Here is a 19036-nt window from a genome sequence, read left to right on the forward strand (position 1 = left end):
AGCCAGCTCGTGGCTCGATAAGGTGTTCCAATGATCGGTGTCACCCGTGACGAAGACGTCCTGACCATTGAGATGCAGCGCGCCGAGCGCCGCAACGCGCTGAACTCCCAGCTCGTCGAGGAGCTGCGGGAAGCCGTGCAGAAGGCGGCCGCCGAGAACGTCCGCGCCATCGTGCTGACCGGCCAGGGCACGGTGTTCTGCGCCGGCGCGGATCTGTCCGGGGACGCCTTCGCCGCCGACTATCCGGACCGGCTGATCGAGCTGCACAAGGCCATGGATGCCGCGCCGATGCCGCTGATCGGGGCGATCAATGGTCCCGCGATCGGTGCCGGTTTGCAGCTAGCGATGCAATGCGACCTGCGGGTGGTGGCGCCAGAGGCGTTCTTCCAGTTTCCGACGTCGAAATACGGCCTGGCCCTTGACAACTGGAGCATCCGTCGGCTGTGTTCGCTGGTCGGTCATGGCCGGGCCCGGGCCATGTTGCTCTCGGCGGAGAAGCTGACCGCCGATGTCGCGCTGCAGACCGGGATGGCCAACAGGATCGGGTCGCTGGCCGACGCGCAGGCCTGGGCCACCGAGATCGCCGGCCTGGCGCCACTGGCGCTGCAGCACGCCAAGCGGGTACTCAACGACGACGGAGCCATCGAGGAAGCCTGGCCGGTCCACAAGGAACTCTTCGACAAGGCGTGGGCCAGCCAGGACGTCATCGAAGCGCAGGTGGCCCGCATGCAAAAACGACCACCGAAGTTCCAGGGAGCCTGATCGGATGCTGCGCGGAGCGCTGCGACTGGTCGCCGGCACGGTCACGCTGGCCAGCGGCGGGTGGGTGCTGCGCGCGCTGCACGGTGCACCGGCGGCTCTGGGCGCGGACCCTGCCGCGATACGCGCGGTGGCCGGCCGCTCAGCGAATTTCCGCGACGGCGTCTTCGTCAACCTCGAACCGGCTTCGCTGTTCAGCATGGACCGCGAGCAGCAGCGGCTGATCCTGCGCGAGGTCATCGGCGGCCGCGCCGCCAGCCGGCCGTGCGCCGCGATCCCGCTGGCCGAGCCGCAGCCCATGGGCAGCGCTGTCGACCTCGCGGTCTGCTGGCTGGGGCACGCGACGGCGCTGCTGGAAATCGACGGCTACCGGGTGCTCACCGACCCGGTCTGGAGCGACCGCTGCTCGCCGTCGGATGTCATCGGTCCGCAGCGGATGCATCCGCCGCCGATCGAGCTGGAGGGGCTGCCGGCACTCGACGCGATCGTCATCAGCCACGACCATTACGACCACCTCGACATCGACACAGTCCTTGCACTGGCCCGCACCCAGTGGGCGCCGTTCGTCGTCCCGCTCGGGGTGGGCGCGCACCTGCGGTCGTGGGGCATTCCCGAGGAGCGCATCGTCGAACTCGACTGGAACGAGCACGCCAACGTCGACGAGCTCACCCTGGTCTGCACGCCCGCACGGCACTTCTCCGGCCGGTTCATGAACCGCAACACCACGCTATGGGCGTCGTGGGCAGTGATCGGGCCGAAGCATCGCGCGTACTTCGGCGGCGACACCGGCTACACGAAGAGCTTCGCGCAGATCGGCGCCGAGCACGGGCCGTTCGACCTGACGCTGTTGCCCGTCGGCGCCTACAACAAGGCGTGGCCGGACATCCACATGAATCCGGAGGAGGCGGTCCGGGCACACCGCGACCTCGGCGGGCGGGTTTTGCTGCCTGTGCACTGGTGCACCTTCCGGTTGGCGCCGCATCCGTGGGCCGAGCCGATCGAACGGCTGCTGACGGCGGCCGAGGCATCCGATGTCCGAGTGGTGGTGCCTAAACTCGGGCAACGCGTGGATCCCGCCGAATCAACGGAATGCGAACCCTGGTGGCGACTTCAGAGCGACAAGGCCCGACGGTAGGGTCGACTGACGGAAAGGATGAACTGATGGGATTTTTGGACAAGGCCAAAAGCCTGCTGTCGCAGAACGCCGACAAGGTTGAACAGGCGATCGACAAGGCGGGCGACATCGTCGACGACAAAACCGGCGGCAAGTACAAGGACGCCGTGGACAAGGTGCAGGACGCGGCCAAAAAGGCTGTGGACAAAGGCAACCCAGAGAACTAGCCCATGGCGAAAGTCTCCGGATCCATCGACGTACCCCTGCCGACCGAGCAGGCCTGGGAGCATGCCGCCGACCTCTCCCGCTACAAGGAGTGGCTGACCATCCACCGGGTATGGCGCAGCAAGCTACCCGAGAAGTTGGAGAAGGGCACCGTCGTCGAGTCGATCGTCGAAGTCAAGGGCATGCCGAACCGGATCAAGTGGACGATCGTGCATTACAAGCCGCCGGAAGCCATGACACTCAACGGAGTTGGCGTCGGCGGCGTCAAGGTCAAGCTGCTCGCCAAAATCAAGCCTAAGGGCGACGGCTGCGAGGTCAACTTCGACGTGCACCTCGGTGGCCCGGCGCTGTTCGGCCCGATCGGGATGATCGTTGCGGGGGCGCTGCGGGGCGACATCCGCGAGTCGCTCGACAATTTCGTCAAGGTGTTCGCCCCGGTGCGATGAGTTTTGGAGCCGGCGACGGTCGGTATCGGTGAACCCCGACACGGGGCCCACACCGTATCGAAGGAGACCACCATGCCCGTCCGTCACGGCGCCCCGCTGGGCGCCCCCTGCTGGATCGACCTGGCCTCATCCGACCTCGATGGTGCCGTCGACTTCTACGGCACTGTCTTCGGCTGGACATTTGAATCCGCCGGACCGGAATACGGTGGATACGTCACCGCCGCCAAGAACGGCCAACCGGTCGCCGGCCTGATGGCCAACAACCCGGAATGGCAAGCGCCGGACGGGTGGACCACCTACTTTCACACCGCCGACATCGATGCCACGGTGTCGGCGCTGACCGCGGCGGGCGGCTCGTCCTGCATCGAGCCGATGGAGATACCGGCCAAGGGATTCATGAGCATGGCCACCGACCCGACGGGCGCACCGCTCGGTCTGTGGCAACCATTGGGGCACCAGGGCTTCGAGGTGATCGGCGAGGCCGGCGCGCCGGTCTGGCACCAGCTCACCACCCGCGACTACCGCGCCGCGGTCGACTTCTACCGCGAGGTGTTCGGGTGGCAGACCGAGCAAGTCGCCGACACCGACGAATTCCGGTACACCACTGCGTGGTTCGGTGATCAGCAATTGCTCGGCGTGATGGACGGCGCCGGCTGCCTGCCCGCCGAGGTCGGATCGAACTGGACCATCTTCTTCGGCGCCGAAGACGTCGACAAGACACTGCAGGTGATCAGCGACAACGGCGGCGCGGTGCTGCGCGGCGCGGAAGACACCCCCTATGGGCGGCTGGCGGCGGCCGCCGACTCGACGGGCGCGGTGTTCAACCTGTCGTCGTTGCAGGATTAGTCGGCCGGGCCGAGGCCGAAGTCGGCGTAGTCGAAGCCCGGCACTACCACGCAGCTGACCAGGCTGGGCTCGTCGTCGCGGGGCCGTGCCCGCTGCCAGTATCGGGGCGGCACCAGCACCTGGGGGCGCTCACCGGCGATGATGTCGCTGCCGAGCACATGCGTTGTGGTGCTGTGCCTTTCGCTTCCGATGTCGAGAAGCAACGGGCTGCCGCGATGGTGCAGCCACAGCTCGGCGCTGCGCACGGTGTGCCAGGCGGACTGCTGGCCGGGCATCAGCAGTAGCAGTATCGCTGTTCCGGCGCTGCGCGGCCCGGTATAATCCGGTGGCAGCGCCGACTGGCCCACTGTCACATCGCTGCGCCAGGTCTGCCGAAACCAGCCGCCTTCGGGGTTGGGTGCCAGGTTCAACTCGCGGGCCCAGTCCGGTAGCTCGGTCATCGCTCCACACTAAAGTGCGCGCTAGTGTCGCACTATGACCCGTCTGCATCCTGGTTGGCTGGTCGCGCTATTCGCCGCGATACTGTCGGTCAGCGCCTGGCTGCCGTGGCTGACCACAACGGTCAACGGCGGCGGCTGGGCCAATGCTGTTGGGGGCAGCATGGGCAGCCTGCATCTTCCGCGCGGTTTCGGGATGGGTCAGCTGATCGTGTTGCTGTCCTCGACGCTGCTGGTGGCCGGTGCGACGGTCGGTCGCGGGTTGTCGGCGAGACTGGCATCGGTTGCCGCGCTTGCTCTTTCACTGCTCATCGCCGGGTTGACGTGGTGGTACTACCGCGTCAACGTCAATCCGCCGGTCGCAGCCGGCTACGGTCTGTATGTCGGCGCGGTGGGCGCGGCCGGCGCGGTGATCTGCTCCGGGTGGGCGCTGGCGTCGTCACTGCGTCGGTGACAACCCGATCGGGTCGGCGGAATGCCAGCGCCGCAACTGCGGGCCGGGCGCCCACGTCGCGTGGGTGCCGCTGGAAATACGTTCCGGCAGTTGGAGTTTGCACAACGGTCCGTCGCTGACTCGAGCGGCGTCGAAGATCAAGCAGTAGGACGCGTCCGCGTTCATGTCGGTGGCCAGCGTGACCAGGTAGCCGTCGTCTTCGCCGCCGCGGGTTGCGCGGGGTGCCATCGCGGTCTCACTGCCGTAGATCCCGTCGCCGAACGAATAGCGTTGCTCGTGGCCGGTGAGGACGTCGTGTCGGACCAGCCCGTCGAACAGAAACCAGCCTGGCTTTCCGGTGGCGGCATAGCTGTAGCGGTATTCGGTGGCGGCGTAGTCGGCGTTGATCACTCCGAATTCGGTGATGGCCTCCGATAGTTGCTCTTCGGCCACGGCGCCGGTCACCAGGTTCAGCCGCCACCGGTGCAGCCGGGCCTGCATGCGGTCGAGCGCCAGAAAGCGAAACGCCCGTTGCCATTTGCTGCCGGTGCCGGTGTCGGCGGGCTCGGGATCGGCCTGGAAGAAGCCGTCGAGCACAATCTCGTCGCCGTCCTCGTAGGCGTTGACGAAGTGCAGCACGAACGTGGGCTCGGCTTCGAACCAGCGGATATCAGCGGTCTGGCCGCGCCGCGGCAGCACCGCGAACCGCGACGGCATGTCCGGATGGAAACGCGCCACGTGCAGGTCGCGCGACAGCAGCTCGGGCTCCCAGAAAAGCGGGAAATCGTTGAGCACGACGTAGTTTTCGGTGAACGCCATGTCGTGCGGCAGTCGCGGCCCCGGCAGCGGAACGTCGACGTAATGCACCAGCTCGTTGCTAGCGTCAACGACGCCGTAGTGCATGTAGGGCGCCTGCTTGCTGTAGTTGAAGAACAGCAACTCGCCGGTCTTGGCGTCGACCTTGGGATGCGCGGACACTCCCCAGTCGAACGGGAAGCGGCCGTTCCAATGTTCTTTGCCAAGGGTTTTGGCGGTGTACGGGTCTAGCCGATACAGGTCGCCGCATTGATAGAAACTGGTCAGCGCGATACCGCGGTGCACGACGACGTCGGTGCTCGACGCGTCCTTCAACAGGCCCCGAGCGCCCCAGCCGTCGGTCCGCTTGGCCAGCGACACGGGTTCGGCCAACCCCGGCCACAACGGTCCGCCCGCTTCGTTCTCGGCCAGAAAGCCGTCGGTGCGGACGAAGCGGTTGCGGTAGAAGGCCTTGCCGTCGCGGAAGCCGACCACATGCAGCATCCCGTCGCCGTCGAACGGGTGATACGTCTTTAACGCCGGATGCAACGGGTTTTCGGTGTTGCGCAGATATATGCCGTCCAGATCGGGCGGTATCTCGCCGTCGATCGCCGCCAGGTCGTCGGCGTCCCATTCGGTGGCCTGCGGCCGCCACGGCCCGGTCCGGTACGGGTGGTCGTCATCCTCGGGCAGGGTGGATAAGAACTTGGCGACGATCTCGACGTTCACCGAATGAAGCCCTCGCGCATAGCGGCACGGTAGTACAACTGATGGCGGCCCCGTCGGCTCTCGGCTGAACTGACGGGACCTAAGCGAGCGCGCAGGTCGACCTACGCGTCCACCTCAGGGGCGCATTGCCGTTAGCACCAAATGACAAACATTGTCGGTGTGCTCGCCCGGCGTTGGGTAGCTCTGCCCGCGGGATCTGACACGGCGCGTCAAGCTTTCAAGGTTGGACTCAGTGCCGCACTCACGATGCGGGTATCGCTTGTCGCGATGGTGAGATTTCGGCGTGCCGCCTGTGCGACGATCATCCGATCGATTGGGTCTTTGTGCTCCCACGGCAATCGACAAGCCAGCGTGGCATCGCTTGCATCGATCGGCAGATCGCTCGCTGTCATGTCGGTTTCCCAGGCCGCCATCTCGCTGTCGGGAAGCGAATCGTCAAAGTTTTCCGGCACAGCAAGGGTGGGCAGTTGACCGACTTTGCGTCGACGTCGCTGTGCCGGGGTCAGGACGGCGACCGGCCGGCCATGAGTGGTGATGGTAACCGATACGCCAGTGCGCTCCGCTTCCGCCAAGAGGGAATTCAGTTTTGCAAATGCTCTTGACCTGCGAAAATGGTGCCCCCGGCAGGATTCGAACCTGCGACACCCGCTTTAGGAGAGCGGTGCTCTATCCCCTGAGCTACGAGGGCGGGGGACGTCTTTGAATACCTGACTAAAACCCTGGCGAGGCGCGATTTCAGCGGTGTTCTGGACGTCGTGGTGCCGTGGTCGGCGTCGCGACGGTGGGCGTCGTGTTGTCGAGTCCGGCGGGTCTGAGTTTAGCTGGCGTGACGAATGCCACGCGACGCTTGGGCGTCCGTGGGCAGCTGGGGGTCGCTCGTCGTGCTGGCGGGCGTTAGGCGGCTCGCTCGTCGGGGTGTCGTCGTCGGTGCAGATAGGCTGCGATTGCGTTGCGGCCCAGAGCGAATCCGAGCATCACGGTTAACTGGCGTGTTGCGGTGTAGGCGATCATGCGCCCGCCGTAGAGGGTGCGGTCGAGGGTGTTGTTAAGGCTTTCGGCATCCTCGCGCCAGCCGTAGCAGCGGTCGTAGACGCTGTCGCCGTCCTCGGTTTTGATGTGCTGGCGTAGGTGCTCGGCCCGGTTGTAGCCACGGTTGCGGTCGTCGTCGGTGGTGTCAATGCGCTCTCGGTGCACGGTGCCGCACGTGGCAGTCGCGAACTCGATGTACCACCGGTGATTTCCGTCGGCGTTGCGGCGCGAAAAGATCTTGGCGATCGGACACGGCTGGAGGTGTTTTTCTCCGGTGTCGAGTATCTGGCGCTCACAGATGCGTCCATCTTGGGTCCACAGGTCGTGGACCTCGCCACACGTGCACTCAAGGTGTGCGAGCGCGGCGGGTTTGCGGGTACCGTCGTGGATCGGCGACAGCACGGTCAATCCGTGTTTCATGGCGTGGTCGATGTGGGTGCCGCGGAACGCGCCGTCATAGCACACCCCGTCGCAGCGGATTTCTGTGTCGGCCACGACGCGGTCGATCATGTCGGTGGCGACGCGGGCCTCGCCTCCGTAGCCTTTGCCCGCGGGCACGGCTGCGACGTCGAGGATGACGCGGTTGTTGCGGATGGTGTCCGGACGGGTGGCAAGTATGGCGAACTTGATGCCGTAGCGGAATTCGGTGTCGTTCTCGCCGTTTTGGGCTTCGACGCCGGCGTTGACGTGGCGTCCGCCGTGTTCGTCCCACCGGTCGGCGGTGGCTTTGCGGACCGGAGCGGCGACGACGGTGCCGTCACCGACAACGAATTGGCCCCGCGCCGGGTTTGTGTGGGAGACCGACCGGGTCGGGTCGAGGCAGCCGAGTTCACGGGCGAGCCGGCGCGCGAGTGGCCGGAATGCGTCGAGCAGCTGGTCGGTGTGCTCGTCGAGCAGCTGTTGGGCGTAGTTGTGGTGCCAGCGCTGTGGTGGCTTGCGCTGCGCTTTCGGCGCGTGGTGGGCGGCGGCGCGATGGCGGATCGAGCGCCAGTACGCGGGATGGGCCATCGCGCGCGCGGCCTTGCTGTGCGAGCCCAGCACGCTGGCGAGGGCCTTGTGCAGCAGGTGAACCCACGGCGGATAGTGCGGCCGCCGCCCTGGACTGCCGGGCTGATGGATGGGCAGGGTTTGGGCGAGTTGATATATCAGCTCGCTAGAGGCGACGGCGTCGATGGTGTCGATCTCGAGCGGGGTGAGCTCATCGGCGCAGCTGCGCCTGTGAAGGTCGTGTTGCTGGATCCGCTGCGCGCCGTAGGCTTGGGTTAGCTTGCTGGAGGTCGTCTTTCGGTTCATGGTGTGCCGCCGTCGTCGTGCCAGTGGTAGCCGATGAGGGCGGCGGTGGTGTCCAGCGAGGGCGAGCCGATGAGGTGGGCGGCGTCCTCGATGCGGCCGGTGCGGTCGAACTCGCGGCGCGCGGCGTAGGCGGTCAGCGATGCGGGTCGTAGCCCGTTGTCGTCGGATAGTCCGGCGCGGGTGAGGATGTCGCGCACGGTCACGCACACTCTGGCTTGTTTGTGTGCGTTGCTGCCGTGGGCGCCGGTGCACAACACCGGTGGGTGACCACCGGCGGGAAGTGGGTCGGTGAGGTGGGCGGTGCGTTCGGCGAGTACCCGCGCCGACCAGGTGTCGAGTCGCAGGGTGCGGGGGCGATGTTTGCTTGACCCGTGCGCCCACACCGTGGCGGAGTGGTGATCGATGTCGGCTGCGGCGATGTGGCCCAGCTCGGCGGTGTGCGCGCCGGCCAGCAGCAGTGCGGCGGTGGCGGCGTGGCGGGTTGGGGTGGCGTGTTCGGAGAACAGCCGCACCAGCGCGGCTTCGTCATCGGCGAGCGGGCGCCGGGCCGACGATCCGCGGGCCGGGACGTCGATGTCGGTGGTGGGATCGTCGAGGGTGAGCCGCAGCCGGCGGGCGGTGCGGTAGAAGGCGCGCAGCGCGGCGCGACGGTTGTGCATGGTCGCTACCGCCGCCTGCGACACGACTCCGTGTCGGGTGCGGCCTTTGGCGGCAACAAATTTCGCGACCAATCCTCGATCGGCACCGGCCAGCGTGGTGACGTCATGGGCGGCGGCGAAGCGGGCGAACCGCCGGATAAGTAACCCGAACTTGTCGAGGGTCTGCGCAGCCAACATGCCGTCGGCGATCCACGCGCCGGTCACGGCGGCCACCGCTGCGCTCAAGCTGTCGTCAGCCATGGCCGGCCCCCAACCCAGCGGCAACAGCAACTGCTGCCCGGCGCTCACCACGGGCCGACCCGGTTCGTGAAACGTTGACCATGCCGCCTCCATCCGTAATGGTGCATGTATGCACCATTCGAGCAGGGGGGTCCGACAGGTTGTCCGACTACGGCGGGGCCGCGGGATAGGGTGGGCTGGTGGCGCGCAGCAACGGCGACAAGCCGCCGGTGGCCTACGTGGCCAGCGGCGTCTGGCCCAACGCCGACATGAAACCCGATGCCCCGCCGTCGGCGTCCGCCGCACAACACCTGGCCCGCGCTCTCGGGGAAGCAATGGCCGAGACCGCTACCGGCCAGCGGGCACTGGCCGTAACCAGTGGGGTTGCGCACACCACCATCGGGCGCATCCTGGCTGGCACCGTGCTGTGCGACATCGGCTCGCTGGCTCGCCTGGAAACCGCCCTGGGCCGGCGGCTCTGGCCCGAACACCCAGACGCCGTCACCCATCGGCGCTCCCGCCGGAAACCAACCGCCCGTAATCGGACTGCCGTCTGACACATGAGGCAGATTACAGAACCGTTATTCGGTTGGGATGTAACCCGGCCCGCGTGTTGCGCTTGACTCGTGTTCCACGCGGCGCAACAATGGGTCTCGCGCGTCAGGCTAGCCAGGGAGTGGGTGTCAAGCCATGGCCAAGACCAGCAAGTCACTGATCGACCTGATCGAGCTCGCCGCCACTCGGCACGGCGGGGCGTCCGGGCGCCGCCTGGCGGAGCTGGCGCAGCGCGCCGGCCACGATATCTCGCACGCCACGCTGAATCGGCTGCGGCAGGGCACCTACGCCACCCGCCCGTCGGACGCGTCGATCCGGGCGATCGCCTACCTGGCCGACGTGTCGGAGAACGTCGCGTTCGCGGCGGCTGCGGTGACCGCCCCGGCTGCTGCGGTGTATCAGCCCCCAGCCGAAGCGCAGCGGATGACCACGCGGCAGCGCAAGGCGCTCGACGAGCTGATCCGCGCATTCGCCGCCGACGACAAACCGGCACCCGCCGCCGGGGTCGACTTTGGCCGGCTGCTGGCCGCGCGGGAGCGCCTCACTACCGCGTTGACCGCCGGGGGTGAGCGCGTCGCGGCCGAGCGGCTGGCCGAGGCGGCGTGGGAAGCGGTGGCCGGTATCGACGAGGTGATCGACGCGTTGTTCGCCGCCGCGAGCGACCAGGACCCGACCGGGGGTGAATCGCTGTCGGATTTCACGGGATTGAGCACAAAGCACCCCGCCCGCGCGGTCGGGTAAAGCCAACAGACCGCATGGTGGGAGGGGCTATGGTGTGATTCCGGAGTTCGAGCCCTCCGGTGGGCTACTGCCACCCGGTCGCTACCGGGCAAGCCGGGCCGAGGTCTACGAGCGATTCACCGACGGGCGCGGCGAGCACCGGCAGCGGCTATGGCGGGACTGGGAGTCGGCGACAAGCCTGCTTTGTCGCCACGTGCACGTCAACGCCTGCTGGCTGTACGGACGGTTCCTCTCCGAGGAGCCCGAACCCGAGGTCGTGTCGTGTGTGTATTGGGCCGAGGACCTGGAGTTGTCCAAAGCCAACCTCGACCCGGCCAGCGCCAACATCCTGCGGGCGTTCGCCCAGCGCGCTACGCTGCGTCGCGTTGTCGGAGTGCGGGTGGATACTTCGGTCGTCGCCTGGCACTGCCAACCCGACACCGAGATTGAGGATCGCTACCTGCCCCAATACTTGGAGCGACGAGGCCGGGTCGATGATTACCTGCAGCGAATGCGTTCTGGCCCAACGGGTTCGCCGCCAGCGCGCGAGGATGCGCTGCCGCGCTGCGGATATGTGGAGGTGATCGTCGATGACTACCAGTGAGGATGACCTCGACCGGATGCAGGCGGCGATCCTGGCGGCGATGGCCGACGACGACACGCCAACCTGGAGTACTCCCGATGACCTGTCCCGCATCAGCGTCGAGGCCCTGATCGCCGATGACACCCTCGGGCGAACGCTGCCATCGCGTGGCAACATCCGCATCAGCGGCGACGGCGTGACCGGGGCGTCGGCGCGGGTGTCCGAAGTCGCCCGCGTGATGGCCGGATTTCAACGCCTGGCCACCGCGGTCGGGGCCGCCCAACAGGGCGATAAGGCGCTGGGGCGCCAGCCCAACGCCGATGTACGCCGCCGCACCGACCTGTTACTGAAGGCCTCACCTGGGCCCGGATCGATCATCTTGACCCTCACCCCGGCGATCTCGCCGATCACCGAAACTGGCCACGGCGGCGGCAAAGTCGGCATGTTCGCCGAACTGGAAACCGACGACCAGTTGCTCGACACCGCAATTGGTGCGGCCATCGATGTGTTCAGCGCCGGCAACGACATCGGGCCCAGCCCAGCGCAATCCCGGTTCGTCCAACAGCTTGCCGAGATGGGACCACGTACCGCCTCGGCCCTACGCGACCTGTCCAAAACGCTGGACCGCGGGGGATTCGACGTCGAAATCGACTGGCAGCAACCATCGCGCGCCACCCGCCGCGTCACGGTGTCCTCAACGGCCGCCGCCTACATCGCCGCCACCGTCGAAAACGCCAACCTCGACGAACAACCCGTGCAAATCATCGGCGAATACCTCACCGTCAGCGCGGTCTCGTCCTGGCTCATTCAGCAAGACGACGGAGAGACCGTGACGGTCAAACTCGGCCGCATCGGCAAGGACCAAGCGCGCGGCCTGGCAGTCGGTGATCGCGTCCGCATCGATGCACTCATGAAAGTCGAAACCACCCCCGGCGGCGCTGTCAAAACCACCTACACCGCCCAAGCCGTACGCAACCTAAACAATGAATAACGCTGAAGCATGCAGAACCCTATATCGTGCGTCCGGCAACTAACGCGGGGCAGGCCGGGGTGGTCGCGACCGCGGTAAAGACCGAAATCGGGTTGCGCCGGGAGGTGCGTCGCGAGCGCGACAGATTGGTTCGCGTTACTAAACATCTTGCCCACACCTGCGCGTGTCATGCTAGGCATGGAATGGACAGCAGCAATGTAATTAGCGCTCGTCGACCGCGTATTTCTGCTCAACGGCGCACCTCAAAGCGCTTGAGCCGCGACATCGCTCCGGATACCAATTCGACTCGGCTTCTTGGCAATTGAAGGTGGGCTGCCAGCAGCCGGATGACCGCGTCGTTGGCCCGGCCGTCAACCGCTGGCTCGCGAACGTAGATTGTCATCTGACCGTCCGGACCGACCTCGACAAGGGGCCCCTTACGACTACTGGGCTTGACCTTGACGACGATGGAATCGGTCATGCCGCGTGAGACTACCGTCCCGACTCGTACGCTGCCTGAGTGCGGCATGGTCGCCGCGGCCTTCGTGGAATCCTTGGTTGTCGGCGTCGGTCAGCACGCTGGACATGGGGAATTGGACGCAATCGAATATGCAGCTTTACCGGTGAACTTGCCGCCGATTTTTCATCAGATGAAAGCAATCCCGTTGTTGTTGTTCGATAGTCGTTCGATAGTCGGTGCGTGGATCTGAGCAGTCCTTGACGGAGAAGAGGTCCACGCGGCGGAGGGCGACAAGCTCACCATCAATCAAGAGACCGGTGTGCTCAGCGTTTCCCGGGTCGACGGGTTCGACGATGTCACGACGCACTACTCGCCGTCGGCGTGGTCATCGGTGACGCACCGCGTTAAGGAAACCGTAATGCGCCCGTCACTTTCCGGCGCCAAGAAGTAGGAAGCCGTTCACTTTCCCAGCGCCTTCCCGGCGCCTTCCCGGCGCTTTCCCGGCGTCTAAGTGCGCTCTGTCACAGATCTAGCGCCGTCCCCTGGTTAGGCTCTGAACGAATTCATTGCCTCTACACGGATTTTCAGCAATCCGCACCCACCAAGGGAGATTTGCGATGCTCCTGGAGTTCTGGGAGAACTTCCGTCACAACCTCTTCAAGCCGTTGTTGTTGTTCTTCTACCTCGGCTTCTTCATCCCAATTCTCAAGGTGCAGTTCGAGTTTCCCTTTGTGATCTATCAGGGCGTGACGATGTATCTGCTGCTGGCCATCGGCTGGCACGGCGGTGAAGAACTTGCCGCGGTCCACGTTTCGAGCATCGGCCAAATCCTGGGGTTCGTCATCCTCGGATTCGCACTCAACTTCCTGATCGGTTTGATCGCCTACCAGATGCTGACCCGCACGACCAAAATGCGGCGGATCGACAGAGCGACGGTCGCGGGCTATTACGGGTCGGACTCGGCAGGCACCTTCGCAACCTGTATCGGCGTCCTTACGACTGTGGGGATGGCCTTCAACGGTTTCATGTCGGTGATGCTGGCCGTCATGGAAATGCCGGGCTGCCTGGTGGCGCTGTATTTGGCGGCGCGGCTGCGGCACAAGGGGATGGACGCCCTGGGGAACATGCCGGGCGAGCCCGGCTACCAGCCGGTGGCCAGCGTGGGGCCCGGTGCGGCCAGCCGGCCGGCTCTCGGGGAGCGCCTCGACGACGAACACCAGCTGGCGATCGAGCAGGAGACCGAGCTTGCACTGGAGCTGCAGAAGCATCCCGCTAGCAGCGTCGATTCGGGTGACTCAAATTCGGGCGCTCGCACAGTCAAGCTGCTCAGGGAAGTCGTGCTCAACCCGGGCCTCTATCTGCTCTTCGGTGGCATCCTCATCGGCCTGATCAGTCGGTTGCAGGGGCTGAAGGTCGTGCACGACAACGACAAGGTCTTTGTGGCCGCCTTCCAGGGCGTGCTGTGTCTGTTCTTGCTCGAGATGGGGATGACTGCCGCTCGGCGATTGAAAGACCTCAAGACCGCGGGTCCGGGTTTCATCGCCTTCGGCCTACTGGCGCCCAACGTATTCGCCACTATCGGGCTCATCGTCGCTCACGCCTACGCCCACTTCACCCATGCCCACTTCGAGCCGGGCACTTATATTCTGTTCGCTGTACTCTGCGGCGCTGCGTCATACATCGCCGTACCCGCAGTCCAGCGGCTGGCGATCCCCGAGGCGAGCCCGACTCTGCCGCTGGCCGCATCACTGGGCTTGACGTTCGCGTACAACGTCACGATCGGGATCCCGGTCTATATCGAGATTTCAAAGCTCATTACGCCGTGCTTCCCGGTCACCTGACGGGAGCAAACCTGTTCAGCAGCAGGTGAACTCGACGGAACGTCTTTGGATACGCAACCAGAATCTAGCCGCTGTGTCGACCAAACGAGATCAAGCCGAGGGTTCACGAGGTGCAGCACGCTCACGATGCCTCACGATTGGGCTCTTAGTTCGGCGTGGTGAATTCAAGAAGTCCGACCAGAGACGGCTGCTAGAGCCGGGGGCCGTAGCGCTCGATGTAAGCGCGATGAATGTGAGCATCGCGCTTACGGGCCCGCTCGTCGACGAGGTCGGGGTCGAGTCCGTGCTGGGCGAGTCGGTGCCGGCGCCAAACTTTGTTGAGGGCGTGGGAGAAAAGGATGAACGGGAGGAAAATGGGCAGGGTCATGCTGGCGTGGACGTACAGGGTTGTCGGGATCAGCCAAAACGGGGAGAGCACCAGAAAGGCCGGGATGATGACTCGGATCATCGTTCGTGCGGTGGCTCCTCTGCCGGCGAGGTCGTTGTGTACCCAATCGCGCATCGAGGAGGGCAGGACCCGCCCGTAGGAGTAGGCAATGTATTGGTAGGCGGTCGGTCGATGGCGTTGCGAATCGTTGTTCATCGGAACTCCTGGCGCGGTGTGCCGTTTGCGGACGGGACCGAATATCGAAGATCACCCCTTCGACGGTCAGTCGCCTAATTGCGAATATTAGCAATGGCAAATATAGCCGCTCCTATGGACCCGGGTTGGCGCCGTTGCTGCGATGTTGAGGGGAGATCCGCGGGTGCTACTGTCAACCAAGCATTTGCTTGGCTGAAGTCGGGGCTTCCTGCGTCCCGCCGGACTTGCGCGGCTCCTGCGGTGCAGATGGCGGGCGAGGAAGGTTTCGGTCGATGCAGAAGGGATTCAATGTCAGAGGCCTACATCGTGGAAGCCGTGCGTACCGCAGTCGGCAAGAAGGGCGGCTCGCTCTGCGGGGTGCACCCCGCTGATCTTGGCGCGGGGGTCATCGCGCAGGTGCTGGAGCGCAGTCACGTGGACCCGGCGTCGATCGACGATGTCATTTTCGGCTGTGTCGACGCGATCGGCCCGCAGGCCGGGAACATCGCGCGCACCGCGTGGCTCGCGGCCGGCTTCCCGGAGCAGGTGCCCGGCGTCACCGTCGACCGCCAGTGCGGGTCGAGCCAACAGGCATTGCACTTCGCCGCGCAAGCAGTCATGAGCGGCACCGCCGAGCTGATCGTGGCCGGCGGCGTTCAGAACATGAGCATGATACCGATCGCCTCCGCGATGACCGTCGGCCAACAGTTCGGGTTCGAAACCCCATTCAAGGGCTCGACCGGCTGGGAGCACCGCTACAGCGACCAGGAGGTGTCGCAGTTCCGCGGCGCCGAGCTCATCGCCGAGAAATGGGACATCAGCCGCGAGGAGATGGAGCGCTGGGCCCTGCAAAGTCACGAGCGCGCCAGCAAGGCGATCGCCGAGGGCCGATTCGACAACGAGATCGTGCCCGTCGGCACATTCAGCGTGGACGAGGGTCCGCGGGAGACCAGCCTGGAGAAGATGGCGGGCCTGCCCTGCCTGATGGAGGGTGGTCGACTGACGGCGGCCCTCGCCAGCCAGATCTGCGACGGCGCCAGCGCGACCCTCGTCGCGTCCGAGTCCGCGGTCGCGGAGCACGGCCTCCAGCCCCGCGCCCGGATACACCACCTCAGCGCCCGCGGCGCGGACCCGATCTTGATGCTCAGCGCGCCGATCCCGGCGACCGAATATGCGCTGGAAAAGACCGGTCTGACCATGGCCGAAATCGACGTGGTGGAGATCAACGAGGCCTTCGCACCAGTCGTGCTGTCTTGGATAAAAGAGACCGGCGCCGACCCAGCCACGGTCAACCGCAATGGCGGCGCCATCGCGCTGGGTCACCCGCTCGGCGCGACAGGCACCAAGCTGTTCGCGACGCTGCTCAACGAACTCGAACGCACCGGCGGACGCTACGGCCTGCAGACCATCTGCGAGGGCGGCGGCACCGCCAACGTCACCATCATCGAGCGCCTATATTGACGCTGCGCCATCGCGTCACCGCGGCGGAGCGGACTTTGATGCAACGAAATGCCGTGCCATCGACCCGTCGATTCAGCCTGTGGCCGGTCTTCGAACGCGACACCACACCCGGTCTACATTCGTTCGATGATGGTGCCGGTGGCGAGTGCGCCGCCGTTACACATGGTGATCAGCGCGGTGGATAGGTCGCGCCGCTCGAGCTCGTGTAGGGCCGTGGCGATCAGTCGCGAGCCTGTACTGCCGACTGGATGCCCGAGGGCGATCGCGCCGCCGTTGACGTTGACCTTTTCTAGGTCGGGCTGGTGCACCTGCGCCCACGACAGCACGACCGAGGCGAAGGCCTCGTTGACCTCGAACAGGTCCAGGTCGCCGATCTTCATGCCGGCCTTCTCCAGCACTCGGGTGGTGGCCTGCACTGGGCCGTCGAGATGGAAGTGGGGCTCGGCGCCCACGAGGACCTGGCCAACGATCCGGGCGCGCGGCCGCAAGCCCAGCGGTCGGGCACGATAGGCGTCCATCAGCAACACCGCCGCGGCGCCATCGGAGATTTGTGATGAGGTGCCTGCGGTGTGGATGCCACCCTCGATAATTGGCTTGAGCTTCGCCAGAGATCCGTCTGTGGTGTCACGCAGACCTTGATCGCGGGAAACTACCTGCGTTTTACCGGTTGCGTGGCCTTCCTCGTCGAGGACGGGAGCCTTCACTGGGACGACCTCGCGTTCGAAATGACCCTGCTCCCACGCCCGTTTGGCCAGGGCCTGGGAACGCACGCCGAGTATCTCGATATCGCTGCGAGTCAGGTTGCGTCGCTTGGCAATACGCTCGGCAGCCTCGAATTGGTCCGGCAGGTCGATGTCCCAGGACTCCGGGCGACGTGGACCAGCTGCGACGCCGACGTTGGCACCCAGCGGAACCTGGCTCATCGCCTCGACGCCGCACGCGATGCCGATGTCGATGGCGCCGGTGGCGATCAGACCGGCGATGAGGTGGTTGGCTTGCTGGGCGGACCCGCATTGGCAGTCGATCGTGGTGGCGCCGACGTGCCATGGCAGCCCGGCGGCCAACCAGGCGGTGCGGGTGATGTTGTTGGACTGGGCGCCGGCCTGGGTGACGCAGCCACCGATAACCTGCTCGACGAGGGCCGGATCGATATGTGCGCGCTCGATCAGCGCGGTCTGTGCGGCGCCGAGGATCTCGGCCGCGTGCATTCCCGACAGCCATCCGCCCCGCTTGCCGATAGGCGTGCGAACCGCCTCAACGATTACTGGTGTACCCATGCCAATCCCTCCGCGAGTTCATTACTAGACCTGTTCTTGTTACCCGGATCGGTAGAACTCGTGAGAATCTCGCGGGCGTCGATGGCACTACCGGTGTGGGCGGTTGACCGCGGCGTCGACATGGCGGGCAATGGCTCCGATCGACAGCAGTGGCTTATCGGCGCCGGGCAACGTTTCCCACATCGGGGTCACCGCTGCGATGCCGCGCGCTGCGGCCACGAAGTGCTCAACGCCCGAGACGGCAATCCCGTGTCCACACAGCGCGCCGAATAGCCCCGGTACGACGAAGGCCGCCAGGTCGCTGGGGTCGGGCAGTCGAAGTTTGACATCGCCGAATTCCAGCAACGATGCGCTGGGGTCCGGGTTGATCACCACGTCGTGTTCGGCGCACAATCGCCGATACGGGTAGGCCGATGCATCGCGGGTGTGCCAAAAGGTCAGTTCGGGGACTCCACTTCCCACCAGGATAGGTCCCAACAGCGGGCACGCGCTCGCGTCCGCTAGCGCAACGCGCGCGCGGTGAACCACCACTAACGGCTCCAAGGCAGCGAGAACTGCCGCCGCGTGAACAGTGGTCACGGCATCGGTAAACGAAACGATTAGAGGGCCGCCCGCTTGCGCTACCTGGTCGCTAACTTCGGCGGCGTCCGGCGCATCCAATCCGATGACGAAGGCAGCCGACAACGAACTGAGCTGACCGCTCAGCTGGGTCGCGACCACAGGTGGTGTGCCGGCCAATTCCAGGGCGACCGCACGCAGAAGGGTTGCGTCGTTGATCAGTCGCACGTAACGGTCAAGCGTGGACAACCGCCTCAACCGGGCTGGTCCGCTGCTGGGTGCGTGACGTGAGACCCCGACGATCCCCACCAGCGGCGGGCTGAGACGCCGGCGACTCCACGTTCCGAGGGATGAGGCGTCATCGGCGCTTTCCCAGGCCATCTCATCCATCGCGCCAGTCTAACAAGATGCTTAATTGCATAGAACCGCAATCGAGCGATTGCCTGCGTACTCTTCGTGCCGAGGAAATCAAGCTCACCGGCGGGGCAGGGCCCTCTAGTCGGCGCGCACGCAGGGCCTCGCGCTTCGCGACGAGTAGCGCGCGATCAGCTGTCGCCAGTCGGTGGTGTTTGCTATCGGCCCGACGGCCACGCCCCGCCGATCGAGGCCGCTATTTACGAATCTCAGCAATTACAGATATTGCTTTGTAGTGTGTTTACTATCTGATACTTTCTTAAACTAAGCTGACCGGTGGAAATCGAACTCGTCGGGAGATGCGTGATGTCGGAGCCGTTGTACGAGCTCAAAGCAGAGTTTTTTAAGACTCTGGGGCATCCGGCACGGATCAGGATCCTGGAGTTGCTGTCGGTGCGGGACCGGTCGGTGGGTGAACTGTTGCCCGAGGTGAGGTTGGAGTCGTCGAATCTGTCTCAGCAGCTGGGCGTGCTGCGAAGGGCGGGTGTGGTCGTCGCGAGCAAGGACGGTAACTCGGTGATTTATTCGATCGCGTCGCCCGACATCGCGGAGTTGCTGGCGGTCGGGCGCAAGGTGTTGACCGGGATGCTCAGCGACCGGGTCGCGGTGCTGGAGGATCTGCGCGCCGGCGACTCGGCGGTTGGACGCTAG

Annotated in this window: 23 protein-coding genes, 1 tRNA gene and 1 pseudogene; 15 read left to right on the forward strand and 10 right to left on the reverse strand. The window is 65.4% G+C overall.

The features are described from left to right. The first annotated feature begins 30 nt into the window (after window positions 1–30). From G6N47_RS12385 to G6N47_RS12405, 5 genes are all read left to right on the forward strand, one after another. A complete protein-coding gene (locus G6N47_RS12385) occupies window positions 31–762 on the forward strand; it encodes an enoyl-CoA hydratase (RefSeq protein ID WP_083131351.1) in 732 nt (243 codons plus the stop codon). 4 nt (window positions 763–766) lie between these two features. After that, entirely contained in the window at window positions 767–1894 is a 1128-nt protein-coding gene (locus G6N47_RS12390) for an MBL fold metallo-hydrolase (RefSeq protein ID WP_139799443.1), read from the forward strand. A gap of 26 nt (window positions 1895–1920) precedes the next feature. Then, window positions 1921–2100 carry an antitoxin gene (locus G6N47_RS12395; RefSeq protein WP_062540463.1) on the forward strand — a complete coding sequence of 60 codons (180 nt, stop codon included), beginning with the start codon at window positions 1921–1923 and terminating at the stop codon, window positions 2098–2100. Window positions 2101–2103: 3 nt separating this feature from the next. After that, window positions 2104–2544, forward strand: a complete 441-nt coding sequence (locus tag G6N47_RS12400; RefSeq protein WP_083131352.1) for a type II toxin-antitoxin system Rv0910 family toxin — start codon at window positions 2104–2106, stop codon at window positions 2542–2544. Between the two features lie 72 nt (window positions 2545–2616). Then, window positions 2617–3390 carry a VOC family protein gene (locus tag G6N47_RS12405; RefSeq protein ID WP_083131462.1) on the forward strand — a complete coding sequence of 258 codons (774 nt, stop codon included), beginning with the start codon at window positions 2617–2619 and terminating at the stop codon, window positions 3388–3390. Here G6N47_RS12405 and G6N47_RS12410 read toward each other — a convergent pair. After that, window positions 3387–3830, reverse strand: coding sequence for a cupin domain-containing protein (locus G6N47_RS12410; RefSeq protein ID WP_083131353.1), 444 nt, complete (start codon window positions 3828–3830; stop codon window positions 3387–3389). The two genes, G6N47_RS12405 and G6N47_RS12410, sit on opposite strands and share 4 nt — an antisense overlap. A gap of 34 nt (window positions 3831–3864) precedes the next feature. Between G6N47_RS12410 and G6N47_RS12415 the strand changes: the two genes are divergently transcribed. Continuing rightward, complete coding sequence (locus G6N47_RS12415) at window positions 3865–4281, forward strand: hypothetical protein (RefSeq protein ID WP_083131354.1); 417 nt, start codon at window positions 3865–3867, stop codon at window positions 4279–4281. On the opposite strand, the gene G6N47_RS12420 is transcribed toward G6N47_RS12415, so the two are convergent. The 5 genes from G6N47_RS12420 to G6N47_RS12440 all read right to left on the reverse strand — a co-directional run bounded on the left by G6N47_RS12420 (window position 4267) and on the right by G6N47_RS12440 (window position 9005). Then, window positions 4267–5784 (reverse strand): carotenoid oxygenase family protein, encoded by a 1518-nt coding sequence (locus G6N47_RS12420; protein ID WP_083131355.1) that lies wholly within the window; start codon window positions 5782–5784, stop codon window positions 4267–4269. The genes G6N47_RS12415 and G6N47_RS12420 overlap by 15 nt on opposite strands. A gap of 209 nt (window positions 5785–5993) precedes the next feature. Beyond that, window positions 5994–6368, reverse strand: a complete 375-nt coding sequence (locus G6N47_RS29650; protein WP_083131356.1) for a type II toxin-antitoxin system prevent-host-death family antitoxin — start codon at window positions 6366–6368, stop codon at window positions 5994–5996. A gap of 28 nt (window positions 6369–6396) precedes the next feature. Beyond that, window positions 6397–6472 (reverse strand) — tRNA-Arg (locus G6N47_RS12430). Window positions 6473–6678: 206 nt separating this feature from the next. Next, window positions 6679–8106 (reverse strand): hypothetical protein, encoded by a 1428-nt coding sequence (locus G6N47_RS29655; protein WP_232080194.1) that lies wholly within the window; start codon window positions 8104–8106, stop codon window positions 6679–6681. Further along, window positions 8103–9005, reverse strand: a complete 903-nt coding sequence (locus G6N47_RS12440) for a site-specific integrase (protein ID WP_083131464.1) — start codon at window positions 9003–9005, stop codon at window positions 8103–8105. Before G6N47_RS12440 ends, G6N47_RS29655 begins: the two co-directional genes overlap by 4 nt. 179 nt (window positions 9006–9184) lie before the next feature. Here G6N47_RS12440 and G6N47_RS12445 point away from each other — a divergent pair, with 179 nt between their 5' ends. The 4 genes from G6N47_RS12445 (at window position 9185) to G6N47_RS29315 (ending at window position 11833) form a co-directional block, all read left to right on the forward strand. After that, the gene (locus G6N47_RS12445; RefSeq protein ID WP_139799444.1) at window positions 9185–9541 is read left to right on the forward strand and encodes an XRE family transcriptional regulator; all 357 of its coding nucleotides are present in this window, start codon (window positions 9185–9187) and stop codon (window positions 9539–9541) included. Window positions 9542–9674: 133 nt separating this feature from the next. Next, window positions 9675–10280 (forward strand): hypothetical protein, encoded by a 606-nt coding sequence (locus tag G6N47_RS12450; RefSeq protein ID WP_083131357.1) that lies wholly within the window; start codon window positions 9675–9677, stop codon window positions 10278–10280. A gap of 34 nt (window positions 10281–10314) precedes the next feature. Then, on the forward strand, window positions 10315–10863 hold the full coding sequence (locus G6N47_RS12455) for a DUF6932 family protein (RefSeq protein ID WP_083131358.1): 549 nt from the start codon (window positions 10315–10317) through the stop codon (window positions 10861–10863). Then, the gene (locus G6N47_RS29315) at window positions 10850–11833 is read left to right on the forward strand and encodes a hypothetical protein (protein ID WP_232080195.1); all 984 of its coding nucleotides are present in this window, start codon (window positions 10850–10852) and stop codon (window positions 11831–11833) included. Before G6N47_RS12455 ends, G6N47_RS29315 begins: the two co-directional genes overlap by 14 nt. A gap of 229 nt (window positions 11834–12062) precedes the next feature. Here the strand turns inward: G6N47_RS29315 and G6N47_RS12470 are convergent, their stop codons facing one another. After that, on the reverse strand, window positions 12063–12293 hold the full coding sequence (locus G6N47_RS12470) for a DUF167 domain-containing protein (RefSeq protein WP_083131359.1): 231 nt from the start codon (window positions 12291–12293) through the stop codon (window positions 12063–12065). Between G6N47_RS12470 and G6N47_RS30325 the strand changes: the two genes are divergently transcribed. From G6N47_RS30325 to G6N47_RS12480, 3 genes and pseudogenes are all read left to right on the forward strand, one after another. Beyond that, on the forward strand, window positions 12280–12522 hold the full coding sequence (locus G6N47_RS30325; protein ID WP_372517462.1) for a hypothetical protein: 243 nt from the start codon (window positions 12280–12282) through the stop codon (window positions 12520–12522). The genes G6N47_RS12470 and G6N47_RS30325 overlap by 14 nt on opposite strands. A gap of 9 nt (window positions 12523–12531) precedes the next feature. Then, window positions 12532–12723 (forward strand): annotated as a pseudogene (locus G6N47_RS12475) (hypothetical protein); the annotation flags it as partial. A gap of 166 nt (window positions 12724–12889) precedes the next feature. Continuing rightward, complete coding sequence (locus G6N47_RS12480; protein ID WP_024637497.1) at window positions 12890–14113, forward strand: sodium-dependent bicarbonate transport family permease; 1224 nt, start codon at window positions 12890–12892, stop codon at window positions 14111–14113. A 190-nt stretch (window positions 14114–14303) separates the two neighbouring features. Here the strand turns inward: G6N47_RS12480 and G6N47_RS12485 are convergent, their stop codons facing one another. Further along, window positions 14304–14696: a DUF5313 domain-containing protein gene (locus tag G6N47_RS12485; protein ID WP_024637498.1), complete on the reverse strand. Its 393-nt coding sequence runs from the start codon at window positions 14694–14696 to the stop codon at window positions 14304–14306. A 288-nt stretch (window positions 14697–14984) separates the two neighbouring features. Between G6N47_RS12485 and G6N47_RS12490 the strand changes: the two genes are divergently transcribed. Further along, on the forward strand, window positions 14985–16136 hold the full coding sequence (locus G6N47_RS12490; protein WP_083131360.1) for an acetyl-CoA C-acetyltransferase: 1152 nt from the start codon (window positions 14985–14987) through the stop codon (window positions 16134–16136). Between the two features lie 113 nt (window positions 16137–16249). Here the strand turns inward: G6N47_RS12490 and G6N47_RS12495 are convergent, their stop codons facing one another. After that, entirely contained in the window at window positions 16250–17413 is a 1164-nt protein-coding gene (locus G6N47_RS12495) for a steroid 3-ketoacyl-CoA thiolase (RefSeq protein WP_083131361.1), read from the reverse strand. 87 nt (window positions 17414–17500) lie between these two features. After that, window positions 17501–18361, reverse strand: coding sequence for a hypothetical protein (locus G6N47_RS12500; protein WP_139799445.1), 861 nt, complete (start codon window positions 18359–18361; stop codon window positions 17501–17503). Window positions 18362–18688: 327 nt separating this feature from the next. Here G6N47_RS12500 and G6N47_RS12505 point away from each other — a divergent pair, with 327 nt between their 5' ends. Beyond that, window positions 18689–19036 (forward strand): lsr2/espR transcriptional regulator, encoded by a 348-nt coding sequence (locus G6N47_RS12505; protein ID WP_139799453.1) that lies wholly within the window; start codon window positions 18689–18691, stop codon window positions 19034–19036.

The sequence above is a fragment of the Mycobacterium branderi genome, from assembly GCF_010728725.1.
GTDB lineage: Bacteria > Actinomycetota > Actinomycetes > Mycobacteriales > Mycobacteriaceae > Mycobacterium > Mycobacterium branderi.